This is a genomic window from Desulfococcus multivorans (assembly GCF_001854245.1).
Lineage (GTDB): Bacteria > Desulfobacterota > Desulfobacteria > Desulfobacterales > Desulfococcaceae > Desulfococcus > Desulfococcus multivorans.
This window is the reverse complement of record NZ_CP015381.1, coordinates 758,673-774,873: the sequence shown is the minus strand read 5'-3', so window position 1 is coordinate 774,873 and position 16,201 is coordinate 758,673. Positions and strand designations below refer to the sequence as shown.

At 54.9% G+C, this 16,201-nt stretch carries 21 protein-coding genes; 1 reads left to right on the top strand and 20 read right to left on the bottom strand.

All coding sequences use genetic code 11. The features are described 5' to 3' along the window. Positions 1–41: 41 nt before the first annotated feature. The 8 genes from dmul_RS03330 to dmul_RS20095 all read right to left on the bottom strand — a co-directional run bounded on the left by dmul_RS03330 (position 42) and on the right by dmul_RS20095 (position 8,045). Positions 42–821: an alpha/beta fold hydrolase gene (locus dmul_RS03330; protein WP_020877437.1), complete on the bottom strand. Its 780-nt coding sequence runs from the start codon at positions 819–821 to the stop codon at positions 42–44. A gap of 248 nt (positions 822–1,069) precedes the next feature. Further along, the gene (locus dmul_RS03325; protein ID WP_020877438.1) at positions 1,070–1,471 is read right to left on the bottom strand and encodes a glycine-zipper-containing OmpA-like membrane domain containing protein; all 402 of its coding nucleotides are present in this window, start codon (positions 1,469–1,471) and stop codon (positions 1,070–1,072) included. 63 nt (positions 1,472–1,534) lie between these two features. Beyond that, entirely contained in the window at positions 1,535–2,320 is a 786-nt protein-coding gene (locus dmul_RS03320) for an SDR family oxidoreductase (RefSeq protein ID WP_020877439.1), read from the bottom strand. A gap of 354 nt (positions 2,321–2,674) precedes the next feature. Continuing rightward, positions 2,675–4,180 carry a hypothetical protein gene (locus dmul_RS03315; protein ID WP_020877440.1) on the bottom strand — a complete coding sequence of 502 codons (1,506 nt, stop codon included), beginning with the start codon at positions 4,178–4,180 and terminating at the stop codon, positions 2,675–2,677. 37 nt (positions 4,181–4,217) lie between these two features. Next, positions 4,218–4,703: a hypothetical protein gene (locus tag dmul_RS03310; RefSeq protein ID WP_144016568.1), complete on the bottom strand. Its 486-nt coding sequence runs from the start codon at positions 4,701–4,703 to the stop codon at positions 4,218–4,220. Positions 4,704–4,923: 220 nt separating this feature from the next. After that, the gene (locus dmul_RS03305; RefSeq protein ID WP_020877442.1) at positions 4,924–6,312 is read right to left on the bottom strand and encodes an AAA family ATPase; all 1,389 of its coding nucleotides are present in this window, start codon (positions 6,310–6,312) and stop codon (positions 4,924–4,926) included. Positions 6,313–6,721: 409 nt separating this feature from the next. Further along, the gene (locus dmul_RS03300; RefSeq protein ID WP_040415425.1) at positions 6,722–7,708 is read right to left on the bottom strand and encodes a magnesium transporter; all 987 of its coding nucleotides are present in this window, start codon (positions 7,706–7,708) and stop codon (positions 6,722–6,724) included. A gap of 160 nt (positions 7,709–7,868) precedes the next feature. After that, positions 7,869–8,045, bottom strand: coding sequence for a hypothetical protein (locus dmul_RS20095; RefSeq protein ID WP_020877444.1), 177 nt, complete (start codon positions 8,043–8,045; stop codon positions 7,869–7,871). A gap of 112 nt (positions 8,046–8,157) precedes the next feature. On the opposite strand from dmul_RS20095, the gene dmul_RS03295 reads away from it, so the two are divergent. Beyond that, positions 8,158–8,397 (top strand): hypothetical protein, encoded by a 240-nt coding sequence (locus dmul_RS03295; RefSeq protein ID WP_020877445.1) that lies wholly within the window; start codon positions 8,158–8,160, stop codon positions 8,395–8,397. 573 nt (positions 8,398–8,970) lie between these two features. Here dmul_RS03295 and dmul_RS03290 read toward each other — a convergent pair. The 12 genes from dmul_RS03290 to dmul_RS03245 form a co-directional block, all read right to left on the bottom strand. Beyond that, positions 8,971–10,308 carry a hemolysin family protein gene (locus dmul_RS03290; RefSeq protein ID WP_020877446.1) on the bottom strand — a complete coding sequence of 446 codons (1,338 nt, stop codon included), beginning with the start codon at positions 10,306–10,308 and terminating at the stop codon, positions 8,971–8,973. Further along, positions 10,202–10,735, bottom strand: a complete 534-nt coding sequence (locus tag dmul_RS20575; protein WP_179947869.1) for a hypothetical protein — start codon at positions 10,733–10,735, stop codon at positions 10,202–10,204. Before dmul_RS20575 ends, dmul_RS03290 begins: the two co-directional genes overlap by 107 nt. Further along, positions 10,723–11,022, bottom strand: a complete 300-nt coding sequence (locus tag dmul_RS20680) for a hypothetical protein (protein WP_211276026.1) — start codon at positions 11,020–11,022, stop codon at positions 10,723–10,725. The genes dmul_RS20575 and dmul_RS20680 overlap by 13 nt, the downstream gene beginning before the upstream one ends. Next, positions 11,010–11,309 (bottom strand): hypothetical protein, encoded by a 300-nt coding sequence (locus dmul_RS20675; protein WP_211276026.1) that lies wholly within the window; start codon positions 11,307–11,309, stop codon positions 11,010–11,012. Before dmul_RS20675 ends, dmul_RS20680 begins: the two co-directional genes overlap by 13 nt. Next, positions 11,297–11,596, bottom strand: coding sequence for a hypothetical protein (locus dmul_RS20670; RefSeq protein WP_211276026.1), 300 nt, complete (start codon positions 11,594–11,596; stop codon positions 11,297–11,299). The genes dmul_RS20675 and dmul_RS20670 overlap by 13 nt, the downstream gene beginning before the upstream one ends. Then, the gene (locus tag dmul_RS20570; RefSeq protein ID WP_179947868.1) at positions 11,584–11,985 is read right to left on the bottom strand and encodes a hypothetical protein; all 402 of its coding nucleotides are present in this window, start codon (positions 11,983–11,985) and stop codon (positions 11,584–11,586) included. Before dmul_RS20570 ends, dmul_RS20670 begins: the two co-directional genes overlap by 13 nt. Continuing rightward, positions 11,973–12,323 (bottom strand): hypothetical protein, encoded by a 351-nt coding sequence (locus dmul_RS20665; RefSeq protein WP_211276022.1) that lies wholly within the window; start codon positions 12,321–12,323, stop codon positions 11,973–11,975. Before dmul_RS20665 ends, dmul_RS20570 begins: the two co-directional genes overlap by 13 nt. Next, a complete protein-coding gene (locus tag dmul_RS03260; RefSeq protein WP_070962237.1) occupies positions 12,311–13,111 on the bottom strand; it encodes a transposase in 801 nt (266 codons plus the stop codon). Before dmul_RS03260 ends, dmul_RS20665 begins: the two co-directional genes overlap by 13 nt. A gap of 14 nt (positions 13,112–13,125) precedes the next feature. Then, the gene (locus dmul_RS03255; protein ID WP_020876202.1) at positions 13,126–13,374 is read right to left on the bottom strand and encodes a DUF1016 N-terminal domain-containing protein; all 249 of its coding nucleotides are present in this window, start codon (positions 13,372–13,374) and stop codon (positions 13,126–13,128) included. A gap of 248 nt (positions 13,375–13,622) precedes the next feature. Then, a complete protein-coding gene (locus dmul_RS03250; RefSeq protein WP_234979186.1) occupies positions 13,623–15,344 on the bottom strand; it encodes an efflux transporter outer membrane subunit in 1,722 nt (573 codons plus the stop codon). Continuing rightward, complete coding sequence (locus dmul_RS20565; RefSeq protein WP_160167722.1) at positions 15,328–15,504, bottom strand: hypothetical protein; 177 nt, start codon at positions 15,502–15,504, stop codon at positions 15,328–15,330. The genes dmul_RS03250 and dmul_RS20565 overlap by 17 nt, the downstream gene beginning before the upstream one ends. Then, positions 15,491–16,201: an ABC transporter ATP-binding protein gene (locus dmul_RS03245; RefSeq protein WP_020876200.1), complete on the bottom strand. Its 711-nt coding sequence runs from the start codon at positions 16,199–16,201 to the stop codon at positions 15,491–15,493. The genes dmul_RS20565 and dmul_RS03245 overlap by 14 nt, the downstream gene beginning before the upstream one ends.

The window sequence follows — 16,201 nt, the reverse complement described above, 5'->3', positions numbered from 1 at the left end:
TCCCCTTTCCCATTCGCTCTGCAACCGGAATCGATATCGGATCAGGTTTTCACGATTCGTTCAACGAAAGCGGTCACCGCGTCAAGCACCTCGGCAGGCTTGTCCTTGTGGGGGGAATGACCGCAATCAGCCAGTTTGAGCAGCCGGACATCCCCGGCCTGCCGGGCGATGCAGTCGATCTGATCCATGGTGCCGTAAGCATCGTCCTCGCCCTGTATCGCCAGGATCGGGCAATCGATGGCCGGGAGATACGCCTCGATGTTCCAGGAGGGAAGTTCCGGATCCAGCCAGATGTCGTTCCACCCTCTGAAAGCGGAATCGACGTCGGCATGGAACCTGGCGAGACGCTCTCTCAGTCGGGTTTTGGGATCGTCGTAAACCCTCTTGATCGCCTTGATGCTGTCGATGCAGACGTCCTCGATCAGCACGTGCGGCGCCATGACGATCACGCCGGCCAGGGGCCGCTTCGCCCCCCCGGCATGAATCAGAGCGATGGACGCCCCGTCGCTGTGGCCAAAAAGAATGGGCCGTTCAATGGAAAGTTTGTCGAGCAGCTCGGGCAGGGCGTTCAATCCCTCATCATGCATGAAGCGCACGTCGCGGGGCTGAACGAGGGGATCGGAGTTGCCGTAGCCGTAGCGGGAATAGACCACCGCATCGCACCCGACGGCATCGGCAACCTGCTGCGGAAAGTCTCGCCACATCGCGACAGAACCCAGGCCTTCATGGAGAAACACGATGGTGGGATATCCCTGCCGGGGACGGGCGGACGAGAGCCTCGCAACTTCGATGCGGCGGCCCTGGACAGTAACAAAATTCATTTCCTCAACCTTCAAGACTGAATCAAATACTTATTCAACTTTCGACTTTCATGATCGTGACCTGAAGCAAGTCGTGCTTTTCTGAAACATCCTCTGAAACATCCCATGATCAACGGGAAAAACATTTTATGAAATTTAACAGGATTGACGCCGAATCTCAAGACCCGTTTGTTTCAAAGCCGATTCATAATCCCACGGCCGTGACGGCGACCGGAAAGCAGTGACGAGCTGCCCCACGGCGCTGGTCGTCATTCCCATCCGATGACCTCATACCCTTTTTCCGATAGACACCGGATCATGAAGTTCTTGAATACGGGGCTCGGTTCAGAAGCCCGGACGATCCCCTGCACCAATCCCGTCGCAGCGCCGGCGGCAGCGCCGACACCAGCGCCTCTCCCCAGGTTGCCCGTCACAGCCCCTACGGCGCCCCCGACCACGGCGCCCCCCGCCCCGCCAATGGCCATACTTTTGGCCGCCGCAATGCCCGCGTCGGATTTGACATACGCATCGGCCTGGGCCTCACACAGCGCAACATCCTTTTGGGCCTGCGTCTCACCGACCCTCTGGAGATGCGCATTGGGATACAGAACAGGACCGCTTGCGCAACCCGTTAAAAAAAGAAACGCGATCAAAAAACCTGTTTTTTTCATCTGCTCATCTCCTCCGCCAATATTTTCCTCTTTTCTCCATGACCATTTCCAAAATCCCCGTCATTACACTTTTCCAGATCCGCCGCCAGACTTCGCAGGGCCCTCTGTTGCAGCTGCCGGAATCATCTGCGCGAATTCCCGCTCCACCTGTTTGGGGTCCTTCAGCAGACCCTGATGGACCTCCTGGGACATCGGATCGGGAAAAATCTCCTCGGCATCCCCTTCCAGGCCCGCCACGATAGCTGCGGCCACCTGCTCGGGGGTTGCCTTGGGCATCTCCTGACCGGCGGTCATCCGGGTATCCACCGGACCGGGGTAGATGCCGACCACCCGCACCCCTTTGGGAGCCAGTTCGGCCCGCAGCCCCTGTATGAGAGAATGGACGGCCGCCTTGGAGGCGCAGTAGGTGCCGTTGACCGGCAGGTTGACCATGCCGATGATGGAGCAGACATTGGCGATGACGCCGCTGCCGCGGGCGGCCATCATCGGTGCGAAGGCCCTGCAGACTGCGAGGGTGCCGAAAAAGTTGACCGCCATCTCCCGGCGGGCGGCGGCCATTCCGTCGGGGGCGAGCAATCCCACACACCGGTTCACCCCGGCATTGTTGATGACCAGATCGCTGTCGCCGCACTGTTCCGCTGCTGCCGCGACACTGTCCTCATCGGTGATATCCAGTCGGACCGCAACAACCCGGCCGGCACCCCCAGACACCCGTCCGGCAACCGCTTCAGTGCTTCGGGCCGCCGCATAGACCTTTGCGGCCCCTTTGTCCAGCAAGGCCTTGACAAGTGCCGTCCCGATGCCGCCGTTTGCGCCGGTCACCAGAATTTTTTTCTCTTGTATCTCCATCGATTCTCTCCTTTTCCCACAATTCCTTCATATCATCCATTCGACTTTCGGTATTCATCGGGCGATGCCGGGAAAAAATGGTTCGTTCCCATACCGCTCCAGACAACCGTGGGCCGATTCTCGAAGACATCGCCGTATGTCCGTTCAGGGAAATGGTATATAGCAGCTGTAACGTCACTTCAAGTATCCGGCGGTCATTCAGCTTTTAATTCAACTTTCGACTTTCATGATGGTAACCGGAAAGAGGTGCCGGCCTATGAAAGTCGAAAGTTGAGCTTTTAAAAAAATAATGCGTTATCGACATTAAAGCTGATCCACCAACGCTTCACAGGGGGTGAAACACGGCTTGCCGCATCACTCGCAATCCGCTTTGGTGAACATCTTTTCCAATGCAAACGGATCGTCAAAATGCCACTTTCCTACGAAGGCCACGGCATGTCTTCCCCACTGACGCATGGCACCGGGGGATACAACCCCTGTCGGCCATAGAATCAATCTTTCCAGCCGCTCGCTTCCCGGCGCAAGACTGTCTTCTCCGAACATGCTCCGGTGCCCGCCTCCGGGAAGCGGAAGGCTGCGAAGCCGGTTATAGTCCGCAAATGAATACCGTGCCGTTTCAAGCTGCATCAGGCGGGGTATCGGGTAAAGGTGCCGGACGTAATGTGTCCGGCTTTCCATAGCCACAGCCATCGTTTCCTTTGACGGCGTCAGGTCGGGCGCCTGGAGGATCAGGGGCTTTTCAGCATAGTCGATTTCTTTGCGCACTTTAAGCCTTCGGGTGGGGTAAGCCTTGTAATAGCACCCGCAATTGTGAATGGTTTCGTAAAGCAGCGGTTCACCGTCGTTATCCAGTGTCACGCGATAGTTCACCCCATCCAGCAGCCCGCCGTACAGGTCAAGCGCATTCGCCCTGGGCCGTTCGGGAAACCAGATGATGTAATTGAGCTGGGTAAGGATCTCTTCCCCGAAACGGGTAAAGGACAGGAGTGTGTAGGTGACATGCTTCCGGGTATCGATGGTGAGTTCGCTTCCGGCGGCCCAGGACGGCTCGCCGATTCGATCGTATCCGGCCGCCGACCGAACCTCCCAGATGGGTGCGAAAGCGCTGAAAAGCGCCTTTCGTGCGGAAGGCGGATAGTTCGGTATTCCCAGGGCATCGCGCTTGACCCGCTTTACGATCTGGCCCGGGTCTGCCCATTGACTGCTATTCTCGGGTGCATAACGAATGGATTGCCGGCCGACCGGCGGCTCTGTGGAGAAGGTCCGGCGCACCTCGGCATGCCAGTTCGACACCCCATGGGACACCAGCAAACCGGTCAGGGGGTAGAGTCCCAGGACCCGGGGGGCCACCAGGTATTCATCGGGTACAGTGACGTTTTTCTGCAGCGCTGCCTGCTTTTCCCCGTCATTGAAATCCGCCGCTTTTAAAAGATTGCCGCAACAGGCTACCCTGAGGTTGAGTTCGGCCTGATCCGCCGATGCGGTTGAGGAGCCGGCAACCGCCCTAGGCAGATTGGCAATTTCAGCTCTGCGGGCTTCCTGATCCAGAGCCTGCATCCGATTGACCCATGCAGCGAAAGCGTCATTTCCGGCGACCTCGTTCCGAAAGGATGCCAGAAAGCGGTTCACCCTCAAGTAGGGGTAGCCTCTGACCCTGAAGGCTCCGGCGTCAAGTACTCGAGCTTTCGATGCCTGTTGATCCATGGATGCAAAAAATTCAGCGCAACGGCCCGGCGCATCGGCGTCACCATAACGAAGCGATCGGGTGGGGCGGGAAACGACGGCACAACCCGCCAGATGAAGCGCAAAAAACGCGACAACAAAGAAAGGCCAAAGGCTCAGGCACCTGCGCCCCGGCATCTTCCCCTCTCCTCCGATGTTTGTCGGATTCATTGAATCAGCGATTCTTGAGGCGCATGACAACATCCTGCTCCCAATGTGCCGTGTATGTCAGAAAGTCCGTCATCCCGCCCCCCCAGGGATACGCCGCCCAAAACGAGGCCCCCCAGAAGTCGAAATAGGCCGTCTGGGTAACTTTTGTCCCTTCCGGCACCGGTTCCAGTTGTATGGACCCATAATGAAATTTCTGCCCGCACGCTTCAGGATTTAAAAGGACGAACTCCAGATTATAGGTATCCTGGAATATGGTGGTTTGCCATCTGAAAAACACATCCGGGCCATGGATGTACTTATTTTCCGTAACGGCGGTGTCGCCGGTGCGCGAAATGAAATGATGCTCGCGGATGAATTTGTTGCTGACCAGAAAATCATTGTCGAAATCCGTTTTGAATTGCCAGTACACATCGATTGGCACGGGCACCCGATAGGTAAGCCTGTAGGCTTTGCCGCCCCGCTGATCCGGCTCGATTTCAGAAACCGACACCTCATTTTCCAACAGGTTGCCGGAGTCGCCGGCGTGGGTTCGGCGGCTGTTCAGGGACAAAAGGCAAGGTATTGATATCAGACATATAACGACGATTAGACGGCGAAAAAAAATGACGCGGGGCCGGAAGGGTTCCATAACCACACTCCGCTGTTGCTGTCAAAGGTCCTGTTTATCCCTCGACTTCTGAACCTTATGTGTAACATCCGGATGCCGCCGCCTATTCAGATCGTCTCGGCATCCGTTTTTCCATGGCGGCTTTGGCCAGTTCGGCAATATCCTCCATCTCATCGCCAAAGAAATTTTTCGGCCAGTTCTGAATATTTCCAAAGAGGTCAAGCTGCAGAGGTTCGAGTGTGGCCGGCATTCTGGTGATATTGGCAAAATAGGCTGCAACCTTATCCTGGGGCACCCCGCCCTCGGCAATTCGCCGCTGTAATCTCCGAAGAAAATGTTCCGAATGCGTTTCGATAATCAGCTGTATACCCCTGTCGGCTCCATTTTCGCGAGAATTGATGACGTCGATCATCACATCGGCCAGGGCGGACTGCGCGCTCGGATGGAGATGAATCTCCGGCTGCTCCATAAGAATGATCGCCCCGGGCGGCGCATGGAAACACTGCACGAGAACCGGCAATACCTGAGATATCCCGAATCCGACATCAGGAAGATCCACCCAGTCCTTTGACCCCCTGGTCCGGACCTTGACCTCATACTCCTGCCGCTGATCGGAAATCCGGTTTACGTTGAACGCTTCGATCAGCCCCATCTCCTTGAGCTTCAGCGCAATGATCTCCTCAAAAGGCCTGGCGGGCCGCCGACGCCCCAGGCTGATCTTCCGGGTCCGGGCCGCCAATGCCGCCGCCACTGTGTTCTCACCTGCATACCCGACGCTTTCCGGTTCGATGCCGGTCCAGGAATACAGACGCTCGGCCCGGGTTCGAAGCGGCCCCAGATAGGAAAGCGAGCGAAACAGTTTCTCGCTCCTCAGATTCAGCGCCTGAACAAAGTCGGCGTTCTGATGATAGGCCGCCACTTCATCCGGAAACCCGTAAAAACGAACCGGCGCGCCGGGATACCAGACGCGCCCTTGTTTCCGTTTCAGGACATAGTTCGTGGCCTCCACCCTGTACTCGGACTTCGCTTCCGGTTTTCTCTCCATGCCTATGGAAAGTTTCGATGCATCCCGTTCCAGCAGATCATAATTCAACCGGTATAGCACCAGCGTGTGTTGATCCCTGTCATCCAGGCCGACTTTCGCCTGAAAGGCCAACGCGTCTCCGGAATAGTTCCGGCCCGATACGGGATCCTTGAATTTCAGGGCATCCTGGAGCGACCATCGATATTCAAAAGCGATCCTGTTTGCCGGATCACGGTGGAAAACCATATCCTGATAGGAGCCCAGCCGAACCGCCGAGTTCCTCCCGCCGGGGTAAAAGACCGCTTTCCGGTCGGAGGATTCGACGGTCTGCTTCAGCATCATCAGAAATTGTCCGATGCTGGATTTGCCTGAGCTGTTGGCGCCGAAAAACAGGGTAATAGGAGCCATGCGAATGGTGCCGGTATCCTTCCAGCCTTTGAAGTTTTGTATTCGCAACTGTTTGAGCATGGTCCCGTTCTCCTGTCCAGCTGTCCCATTACGGTTTGTCGCGATGCTTTTGCGGCTGTCACGGCTTCCGTCACAGTGTTGCCGCAGTTCACCAAGGCAACCCCATCGGTATGGGCGGTACCCTTGCGGCAACGGTCTTACCGACCCATATCATGATTGATTGACAAAACGCATCCTCTAATACCAAAACATCGACCCGCCGTGCCGCATTCGGTTGTCGGTTCCCCCCATTTACATCTCCAGGGGCATACCTCTGTGTCTGCCCATTGTTGAACAATTTATCCAATTCCCACTGTGCCGGGTTTTTGTGGAAATATTGCCAAATACGATTCAATTCCGTTCCGTTACACGGCCGCCCGTTTGGGATCACCCGTTACGGTCACCTATTCCAGGTATATGCCCGGTCACCTCACAGCAACGCTTCGGCGATGCTGAAGTAAATAAGAAGCGTGGAAATATCGGTCATGGCCAAGGTCACCGGACCGGCAGCAATTTTAAGATCGAGCTTCACCTTGTGTAAAAGTGACGGAACGCTCAGCCCAAAAAAGCTGGCAGCGCAAAGCGTCAACAGAATGCTGGATCCGATGGTAACGGACGCCAACGGATCTCCGCGCCAAATCCATGCGATCACGCTCACTATAAGGCCACATGCCGTACCCAGCAAAAGAGCCGCACCCACCTCGCGTCGGAGCGTCCGTAGATACCAACCGAGAGTCGGTATTTCCGATCTCAACCCTTGGATGGTGACTGTCATGGACTGCATGCTGACACTTTCGCCCAGCCCCAGAACCAAGGTGAGAAAAAACGCCAGGATCAAGCTCTTGGCCAGTGTCATCTCGTAAACACCGGCAAGCAGAGCGCATATCGTACCGCTGGTAATGGTTGCGAGTAGCCATGGAAATCGAAACCGAAACGCACGCAGCGGTGATACATCTCGCACCTGCATAAGGCGAAAGCCGATTGTCTCAAAAACCCGGTCCATGCTGGTCTGATCGGCCACATCGAACGCCTCGTCCGTAAACATACCGACGTCCACCACACCCAATATATGCTTATGTTCATCCACCACTGGAAAAGCCAGCAACTTATGCACCATGAAAAACTCGTAGGCATCTAACACGCTAGCATCTTTCGGAATTGTGATCACCGGACCTATCATGACTTCGGAAAGTCGTTGCTCCAGTTGAGAACCGAGTAAACGCCGGGTCGGCACAACACCCACCAACCGATCATTGCTGTCTACTACGTAAAAATATACGATTCTGTCGCCCATACCCTTTTTTTCTCTGATTTTGTCTAATGCTGTTTGAACGGTTAGATCTTTGTGTAGCTTCGCAACGTCCTTACGTGCGAAGGTTATAATCGGCCGGTGCAGATGGCTTGTGTGTTCTGTCATCTTATATGGTACCCCTTTCTTCGCTGATCGATCTTCCGGCCAAACCGGTGAATTGCGATCAATAGTTACAATAATTCAAGCTGCCGCAAACCCCGGATTCGAACCTGGGGGCAGAACCCCCAGGTCAACAGGTCGCAATTGGTCCCGGTAGATCTTCGGACTACATTTTTTCAAACAGCCAAAGCACCAGGAAAATACCACCAACAACTGCAAATAGCTTTATCCCAAAAACGATTTGTTCACGCAGCGTTAAAGTCTTAGGTGAGTAGTCAATTTCCGGCCGCATGGAAGGTGTCTTTTCAGCAGTATCAGGCGATTTGTCGCGATTGTTTCGCATATGTCCTCCTTGGCACAATTCAAGCAGGCCTACCGCGGGCATCAGACCGCCTTTGAGTAGGCAGAGATTAAAAGCACTGAATTGCAATGGTTAAAAGAAAGGAGGTGCTCGAATGGAAATCGCCGCTCGGTCTGCACAGTGGGTAAAGCCGGCGAAGTATTCGCTGAGAAGATATGAATATGCCCTGTTAAAATCCGAGCAGATTTTCCCGGAAATCAGTACATATTTAACCAGGCCATCGAAAGAATTGGAATTGGTTCGTCTATCAACCGTGAAAACCGAGACCGGGCAGCCTGTAATCGCAGGGGTAAACAGAACAGCCTTGTGGCTTCGCCCGATTTCCTGCACATAAGCCGGCACATGTGAAGTAAGAAATAGAAACAGACAGGGTAGCAGCAGCAAGGAATTGATGAGCCGTATCGTGTTCTTGGCCACTGACATAGTTCGGTTCCCGTACGCAACTTTCGACGTTAACTTTCGCTCACCCTGTGGTTGTATAACATTGTGAGGAAAGCAGGAAGATGAAGCCTGCGAAGACCTTCAAAGAGTGAATATAAATTGTCTGCAAAGAGAATCAGGTCACTATCCGGTGATGCCGCCCCAAGTGAACTTCAATAAACCACAAATTCACGCAGGATTCTATAAAATTCCTGCTGTTCGATTCATCCTGCAACGGAGCACCATATTTTTTCGGTTCATCCGCAGGAAGTCAAGTCGAACGCCAAGTTTTCGTCGGGGGGAGGATCCACCTTTCTCTCCCGATTTCCAGGTTCCCGGACAAGGATGCTGGATTTGCAGCGAAACCGGATACCAAAGGCTTCGCCACAACCCCTGATCCAATTTCTCTGTAGATCCGGTTCGATTCCGAAAATCGGAATTGAATTGCCGGCGGTTAACGGGTTATCCCAAAGGCTGTTTCAGAACATCATCGGGATGTTTTCGAAGGGCTTTGCAGCGCTGCTTCTCCCTCGCTGTCGGGATCAGGCAGACGACTGGCCATCACTTTGTCGATCCGGTTTCCATCAAGGTCGACCACTTCCAGTCGCCAACCCTGCCATTCGGTGACATCTCCGGTGCGGGGGATCTTGCCGATCAGCCACATCATCATGCCGCTGAGGGTGTGGTATCGCCCCTTCTCTTCCTCGGGAACCGATTTCAGATCAAGTCGATCCTTGAGTTCCGGGATGGGGATCAGTCCGTCCAGCAGCCAGGAGCCGTCCTCACGTTGCACGGCCCAGACATCTTCCGGATCACGCGGTTTGAATTCACCGGCCAGAGCTTCCAGGAGGTCCTGCAGGGTGATGAGGCCGAGGATTTCACCATATTCATCGACGACAAAGACCATTTGTACGCCTGATTTCCGGAACTGCTCCAGGAGTTTCATTCCCGTCAAAGATTCCGGTACATAAACCGGAGGGAGCAGATACTCCGCAATTTTTTCGGGTGGCTCCCCTTTCAGCCTCTGTTTGAGTAGCCGCTTTGCCGTAATGATCCCCAGCACTTCATGCATTCCACCTTGGCAAACCGGAAATCGCGAGTGGTCTGATGCAATGAGTGTTTCCAGCCTTTCCTCAAGAGACTGTCCGATGTCGAGGTATATAATTTCGCTTCGCGGCGTCATCAGAGAGGCAATTTGACGATCATCGAGACGAAAGACATTCCGCACCATTTCATGCTCTTGCTTTTCGATCACACCCGACTGAGAACCTTCCATCAGCATTGCATGAATGTCTTCTTCAGTGAGGTTGGCGCTGCTCAGTTCCTTTTTTCCCATCAATCTCAAAATACCATCCGTCGATATCGAAAGCAGATAAACGAATGGCCGTGACAGTTGCGCCAGCAATGCTATCGGCCGGGCCATCAGCCGCGCGATCCCTTCGGCATGGAACTGGGCAAGCCGCTTGGGAACAAGTTCACCAACCACAATGGAAAAATAGGTGATACCGGCCACCACAATAGTGGTCGCTCCAATGGCGCTGATTCTTTGATCAACCCCCAGACTTTGAAGCAACTCGGAGAGGGGACCGGCAAGAGCCGCCTCACCGACAATACCATTGAGGATTCCGATGGCGGTAATGCCTATTTGAACCGTGGACAGAAACTGGGTAGGCTCCTCGCCAAGGCGCACGGCAATGGCGGCCGAGCGATCACCGTCTTCAGCCAGTCGCTGCAAGCGGTTCTTGCGCGCAGTAACCAGGGCGATCTCCGACATGGCAAAAACGCCATTGAGCAAAATCAATGCGATAAGTATGGCAATGTCCAAGCGAAATCTCCTTCAGCCCGATAATCAAATTTTTCTGGAATATCCCAGTTCGCCGGTTCCGTGCCCCGGCGCATGATCCCGATACGGCCCGCGCAACCGGCAACAACGTCATTTTCGCTGATTTCACACATAAAACCGCAGGCACAATCAATGTAGGGGCGACCGGCGGGTCGCCCTGTTCACCCAATACCGTGGTGCAACCCACGGGGGCGACCCGCCGGTCGACCTGTTCACCCAATACCGTGGTGCAACCCACGGGGGCGACCCGCCGGTCGACCTGTTCACCCGATATCCTGGTGCAACCCATGGGGGCGACCCGCCGGTCGCCCCTACCATCGGCAATCACGATAATGCCGTGAAAATGATTGGGCATCACCACCCATTCATCCAATTCAATTTCATCATGTTGGCGGGTCATATCATCCATGCCGCCTCGTTCGGGCACGGTGCGCCGTGCCCGTACATCGCGGATGGTTCCCGAATTTCCGTTGTTGGGGCGACCCGCCGGTCGCCCTGTTCGAACGATATCCTGGTGCAACCCACGGGGGCGACCCGCCGGTCGACCTGTTCACCCGATATCCTGGTGCAACCCATGGGGGCGACCCGCCGGTCGCCCCTACCATCGGCAATCACGATAATGCCGTGAAAATGATTGGGCATCACCACCCATTCATCCAATTCAATTTCATCATGTTGGCGGGTCATATCATCCATGCCGCCTCGTTCGGGCACGGTGCGCCGTGCCCGTACATCGCGGATGGTTCCCGAATTTCCGTTGTTGGGGCGACCCGCCGGTCGCCCTGTTCGAACGATATCCTGGTGCAACCCACGGGGGCGACCCGCCGGTCGACCTGTTCACCCGATATCCTGGTGCAACCCATGGGGGCGACCCGCCGGTCGCCCCTACCATCGGCAATCACGATAATGCCGTGAAAATGATTGGGCATCACCACCCATTCATCCAATTCAATTTCATCATGTTGGCGGGTCATATCATCCATGCCGCCTCGTTCGGGCACGGTGCGCCGTGCCCGTACATCGCGGATGGTTCCCGAATTTCCGTTGTTGGGGCGACCCGCCGGTCGCCCTGTTCGAACGATATCCTGGTGCAACCCACGGGGGCGACCCGCCGGTCGACCTGTTCACCCGATATCCTGGTGCAACCCATGGGGGCGACCCGCCGGTCGCCCCTACCATCGGCAATCACGATAATGCCGTGAAAATGATTGGGCATCACCACCCATTCATCCAATTCAATTTCATCATGTTGGCGGGTCATATCATCCATGCCGCCTCGTTGGGGCACGGTGCGCCGTGCCCGTACATCGCGGATGGTTCCCGAATTTCCGTTGTTGGGGCGACCCGCCGGTCGCCCTGTTCGAACGATATCCTGGTGCAACCCACGGGGGCGACCCGCCGGTCGACCTGTTCACCCGATATCCTGGTGCAACCCATGGGGGCGACCCGCCGGTCGACCTGTTCACCCGATATCCTGGTGCAACCCACAGGGGCGACCCGCCGGTCGCCCTTTTCACCCGATATCCTGGTGCAACCCATGGGGGCGACCCGCCGGTCGCCCCTACCATCGGCAATCACGATAATGCCGTGAAAATGATTGGGCATCACCACCCATTCATCCAATTCAATTTCATCATGTTGGCGGGTCATATCATCCATGCCGCCTCGTTCGGGCACGGTGCGCCGTGCCCGTACATCGCGGATGGTTCCCGAATTTCCGTTGTTGGGGCGACCGGCCGGTCGCCCTGTTCGAACGATATCCTGGTGCAACCCACGGGGGCGACCCGCCGGTCGACCTGTTCACCCGATATCCTGGTGCAACCCATGGGGGCGACCCGCCGGTCGACCTGTTCACCCAATACCGTGGTGCAACCCATGGGGGCGACCCGCCGGTCGCCCCTACCATCGGCAATCACGATAATGCCGTGAAAATGATTGGGCATCACCACCCATTCATCCAATTCAATTTCATCATGTTGGCGGGTCATATCATCCATGCCGCCTCGTTCGGGCACGGTGCGCCGTGCCCGTACATCGCGGATGGTTCCCGAATTTCCGTTGTTGGGGCGACCGGCCGGTCGCCCTGTTCGAACGATATCCTGGTGCCATCCATGGGGGCGACCCGCCGGTCGCCCCTACGTGGATACAATTTGTCCATTCCCCATTGCGCCGGATTGTTGTGGATATATTCCCGAATCCGGTTCAGTTCCGTTTCGTTGCGGACGATGTGTTCCCAATAATTGCGTTGCCATAATTTCGTGCCGGGGGATTGGCGCAATTCGTTGATGCGTTTGGTTGCGGCGGATTTGAATCCGGCCATGACCGCCCCAACGGATCGCGGTTGTGGGCCCGTAGGGGCGACCGGCCGGTCGCCCTGTTCACCCGATATCCTGGTGCAACCCACAGGGGCGACCCGCCGGTCGCCCTTTTCACCCGATATCCTGGTGCAACCCATGGGGGCGACCCGCCGGTCGCCCCTACCATCGGCAATCACGATAATGCCGTGAAAATGATTGGGCATCACCACCCATTCATCCAATTCAATTTCATCACGGATTTCGGCGGTTTTGATCCATTCATCGGCAACAATTCGCCCTGCCCCATTCAACCGCATTTGTCCTGCCACGATATCCCCGAACAGGCATTCCCGGTTCTGGGTGCAAATGGTCACAAAATACGCGCCGGCCCGGGAATAATCGTACCCGTGCAACCGAATAGAACGGCGATTTCGTTCGGGTTGGGACACGGCGCGCCGTGCCCGTACATCGTGGTTGTTGTACGTCATACGGTAACCTCCATTCATCGTCCGGTGTTCTGCGCCAAGTCCGGAAATTCCGCCATCAGGTCGGCGCTCAACTGCTTCAGGAACCCGCTGCCCCATTTGGCCGACTTCTGGCGCTCCACAATGTCCGTGCCCAGCTCCCAGTAAAAGGTCAGCAGGGCGGTATTCACCTGCACAGCCGTCTTCAGTTGCGCCTGCCGCAACCGCTGCTTAATGTTCTTCAGCCAGTCGCGATATTCCGGAGTTGTCAAATGCGATTCGCTCATGTCTTGCCCCCCAGACAGGCCATCAGCTCGGCTTTCAACGCCCGCTGCGCCGCTTCGAGCTGTGGACGATCTGCTGGTCCAGGCCTGCTTGAAAGCCTTGCGCCTTTAGCCCGCCCGCCGACGCCAAAAATGGTGCTGGCGGCTTCGCCTCGCCCATGAGACGCCCTGCATTTTTAAACCGCCATATTTGCATCATTTTCACGCCGTCGCTAACAGATGGAGAAGTACCGCGAGCAGATACTCCAGAACTATCGCGAGGCCTTCCGCTCTGCGCTTTGAGCCTTCGATACAACTCCAGCGTTTCCGGCAATGTCACATAAACCACCACCCATCGCCTGGTAAAAAGCAGCAGTGTTGACCAGACGTTTGGCCTGGCCTTCTGTTAGATCGAGTTCAGTCTGAAGACGTTGTTGTTGTGCGATAAGCAGATCGTAATAGCTGGTTGCTCCAAGTCTATACCGACGCTGTGTTGACTCTAAAGACTTCTCAGAAGCGAAATCAGCGGCAGAAAGAGCCTCCAGCCTTTTTGAATCATTCTCCAATGCCCGCAATACATCAGCTACGTTGCGAAGAGCTTCCAGAACGACCGACTGGTAGTTTGCCGCAGCCGCATCGAAGGCGGCAAGAGCCGCTCTCTTTTCAGCGGGCAAGCCTGAATTGAACAGGGGTTGTGTCAGTTGCCCTACCAAACTCCAAACAGCGGAACCACCGCCGAACAACGCCCCGGTCGTCAGTGCCTGCGATCCAAGATCGGCGCTAAGGTTGAGTTGGGGATATAGTTTCGATATTGCAACCCCGTATTCTGCATTAGAGGCATGCAGCAACGCTTCAGCGCCGAGAATATCCGGCCTTGCATGCACCAGTTCAGAGGGAATTAATAACGGCAACTCCGGCGGTAGGGTAAAATCCTCCAAGGTAAACGACGGCAGCAGACTCTCTCCTGGAGCTTTACCCACAAGAACGGCCAAAAAATGGTCGTTTTGTTGAAGTTGATAACGTAACGGCGGTAGTTTAGCGCGCGTTTGCTCCAACTGTGTTTGCAAGGCTAACGCATCGTCCGGTTCTTCATGACCAAGACGAATGCGTTCCCGGGTTAATTCCAGTTGGTTTTCCTGAGACTTCAAGATGTTTTCTATTATTCCAGTCTGCCTTTTCAGACTGGCCTGAGTAATGGCTGTTGTTACAATATTTGCCACCAATGTCAAACGAGCACCTTCTAATTGGAACTGCTGATAATCGCTCCGGGCAGCCAGAGCTTCCAACGCCCTACGATTACCTCCGGCCAAGTCAAATGTATATCGAACACCTATACCAGCGTTGTAGAGACTGAATTCCCGTGCTTCTCCGGTTTGTCCTAATGTTCCAGGATTGAAGCGTTGACGCTGGCCACCCAAGTTACCATCTATTTGTGGATAAAGTGTCGAACCAGCCCTCGCCGCAAAAAGTTCCTGCGCCTGACGCAAAGTAGCCTCTGCAGCCATCAGGGTTGGATTACGTTCCAGGGCTTCGCCGATGAGTATGTCTAGTTTTTCGGCACTCATCGCTCGCCACCAATATTTCGTTAAACGTTCTCCTTTAATAATGTTTTGTGGATCACCCAGCATGGTGGGGGAGACATCAAAATTTGTGGTCAATGGCGTGGAAGTGTAGCCAGCCACATCCGGAGGAACAGGACGTTGGAAATCTGGTCCTACTGCACATCCTGTTAGTAAAATGGCATAAAAACCGATCAACGTATAACTGGCCATTTTATTTTTGTTCATAAAAATGCTCCTTGTTTGATGTGTCTGCTTGTCAAAACTTTTGAATTTGTTCCCACTGGAACCTACAAAACTCAGAATGCGCATCTTCTCAGCTATCGGCGGCTGTGGATGGTTGGCAATCTGCGACGCAGTTTTCGCCACCTGTTCCCACTCCTCCCTGAAAATGGCATCAGTCACTATCAGCATATTTTTATTCAATTCCTCCATGATCGCGTGCAGAGCGAGAGGCTTGGATGGCATTGGCCAAGGCGACTGAACTGGCAAAAAGGGAAATTGGAGCAATCACAAACAGAGGAATTTTCATGTTATGAACGTTTTTATTTTTCATCTCATCGGCCTCACTTGGGTAGACTTCATTCGAAGCCACGTCCTTCACCTTCTTCTTCATAGGTCACCCCGTCACGGATGTGATAAATGCGTTTAAAGGTGGGAATGATTTTTTCGTCGTGGGTGACGACAATAATGGCGGTCTCGAATTTTTGAGCCATATCGTTCAATATCCGGATTACAGCCAGGGCGCGCTCGCTATCAAGCGGAGCGGTCGGTTCATCGGCCAGTATTACCGGAGGACGATTGACCAGGCCACGTGCAATAGCCACTCGTTGCTGTTCTCCACCAGAGAGTTGAGATGGCATGGCCTTGGCGCGATGTTCCACATCAAGCGCTTTAAACAATTCAATTGCCCGCTTACGCGCCTCGGCGTTTGGCATTCCCGCCAGCATGGGCAGAAGAGCGACGTTGTCGGTAACGTCGAGGAAAGGAATCAGATAAGGTGCTTGGAATACAAAGCCGATCCGGTCCCGTCGCAAGGCACGAAGATCTTTGACCTTCCAGCCGTCGTCATAAATGATGTCATCTCCGAGTATCATTTTCCCGGCGGTCGGCTCGATCACCGCTCCCAAACATTTAAGGAGCGTGCTTTTGCCAGATCCAGAAGGACCTATCAGTCCGACAACTTCACCCGGCGCAACGTGCATGTCGACCGTCTTCAGGGCATCAACGGCGGTATCGCCGCTTCCATAACGTTTTTTTAACCCCTGGATACGAATACCTTTAGCAGTCAT

Excerpts from the sequence above, each read along its gene's own strand:
- dmul_RS03330 (WP_020877437.1), bottom strand. The coding sequence starts at position 821 with ATGAATTTTGTTACTGTCCAGGGCCGCCGCATCGAAGTTGCGAGGCTC.
- dmul_RS03325 (WP_020877438.1), bottom strand. The coding sequence starts at position 1,471 with ATGAAAAAAACAGGTTTTTTGATCGCGTTTCTTTTTTTAACGGGTTGC.
- dmul_RS03320 (WP_020877439.1), bottom strand. The coding sequence starts at position 2,320 with ATGGAGATACAAGAGAAAAAAATTCTGGTGACCGGCGCAAACGGCGGC.
- dmul_RS03315 (WP_020877440.1), bottom strand. The coding sequence starts at position 4,180 with ATGCCGGGGCGCAGGTGCCTGAGCCTTTGGCCTTTCTTTGTTGTCGCG.
- dmul_RS03305 (WP_020877442.1), bottom strand. The coding sequence starts at position 6,312 with ATGCTCAAACAGTTGCGAATACAAAACTTCAAAGGCTGGAAGGATACC.
- dmul_RS03300 (WP_040415425.1), bottom strand. The coding sequence starts at position 7,708 with ATGACAGAACACACAAGCCATCTGCACCGGCCGATTATAACCTTCGCA.
- dmul_RS20095 (WP_020877444.1), bottom strand. The coding sequence starts at position 8,045 with ATGCGAAACAATCGCGACAAATCGCCTGATACTGCTGAAAAGACACCT.
- dmul_RS03295 (WP_020877445.1), top strand. The coding sequence starts at position 8,158 with ATGGAAATCGCCGCTCGGTCTGCACAGTGGGTAAAGCCGGCGAAGTAT.
- dmul_RS20575 (WP_179947869.1), bottom strand. The coding sequence starts at position 10,735 with ATGGATGATATGACCCGCCAACATGATGAAATTGAATTGGATGAATGG.
- dmul_RS20680 (WP_211276026.1), bottom strand. The coding sequence starts at position 11,022 with ATGGATGATATGACCCGCCAACATGATGAAATTGAATTGGATGAATGG.
- dmul_RS20675 (WP_211276026.1), bottom strand. The coding sequence starts at position 11,309 with ATGGATGATATGACCCGCCAACATGATGAAATTGAATTGGATGAATGG.
- dmul_RS20670 (WP_211276026.1), bottom strand. The coding sequence starts at position 11,596 with ATGGATGATATGACCCGCCAACATGATGAAATTGAATTGGATGAATGG.
- dmul_RS20570 (WP_179947868.1), bottom strand. The coding sequence starts at position 11,985 with ATGGATGATATGACCCGCCAACATGATGAAATTGAATTGGATGAATGG.
- dmul_RS20665 (WP_211276022.1), bottom strand. The coding sequence starts at position 12,323 with ATGGATGATATGACCCGCCAACATGATGAAATTGAATTGGATGAATGG.
- dmul_RS03260 (WP_070962237.1), bottom strand. The coding sequence starts at position 13,111 with ATGACGTACAACAACCACGATGTACGGGCACGGCGCGCCGTGTCCCAA.
- dmul_RS03255 (WP_020876202.1), bottom strand. The coding sequence starts at position 13,374 with ATGAGCGAATCGCATTTGACAACTCCGGAATATCGCGACTGGCTGAAG.
- dmul_RS03250 (WP_234979186.1), bottom strand. The coding sequence starts at position 15,344 with ATGGAGGAATTGAATAAAAATATGCTGATAGTGACTGATGCCATTTTC.
- dmul_RS03245 (WP_020876200.1), bottom strand. The coding sequence starts at position 16,201 with ATGACTGCTAAAGGTATTCGTATCCAGGGGTTAAAAAAACGTTATGGA.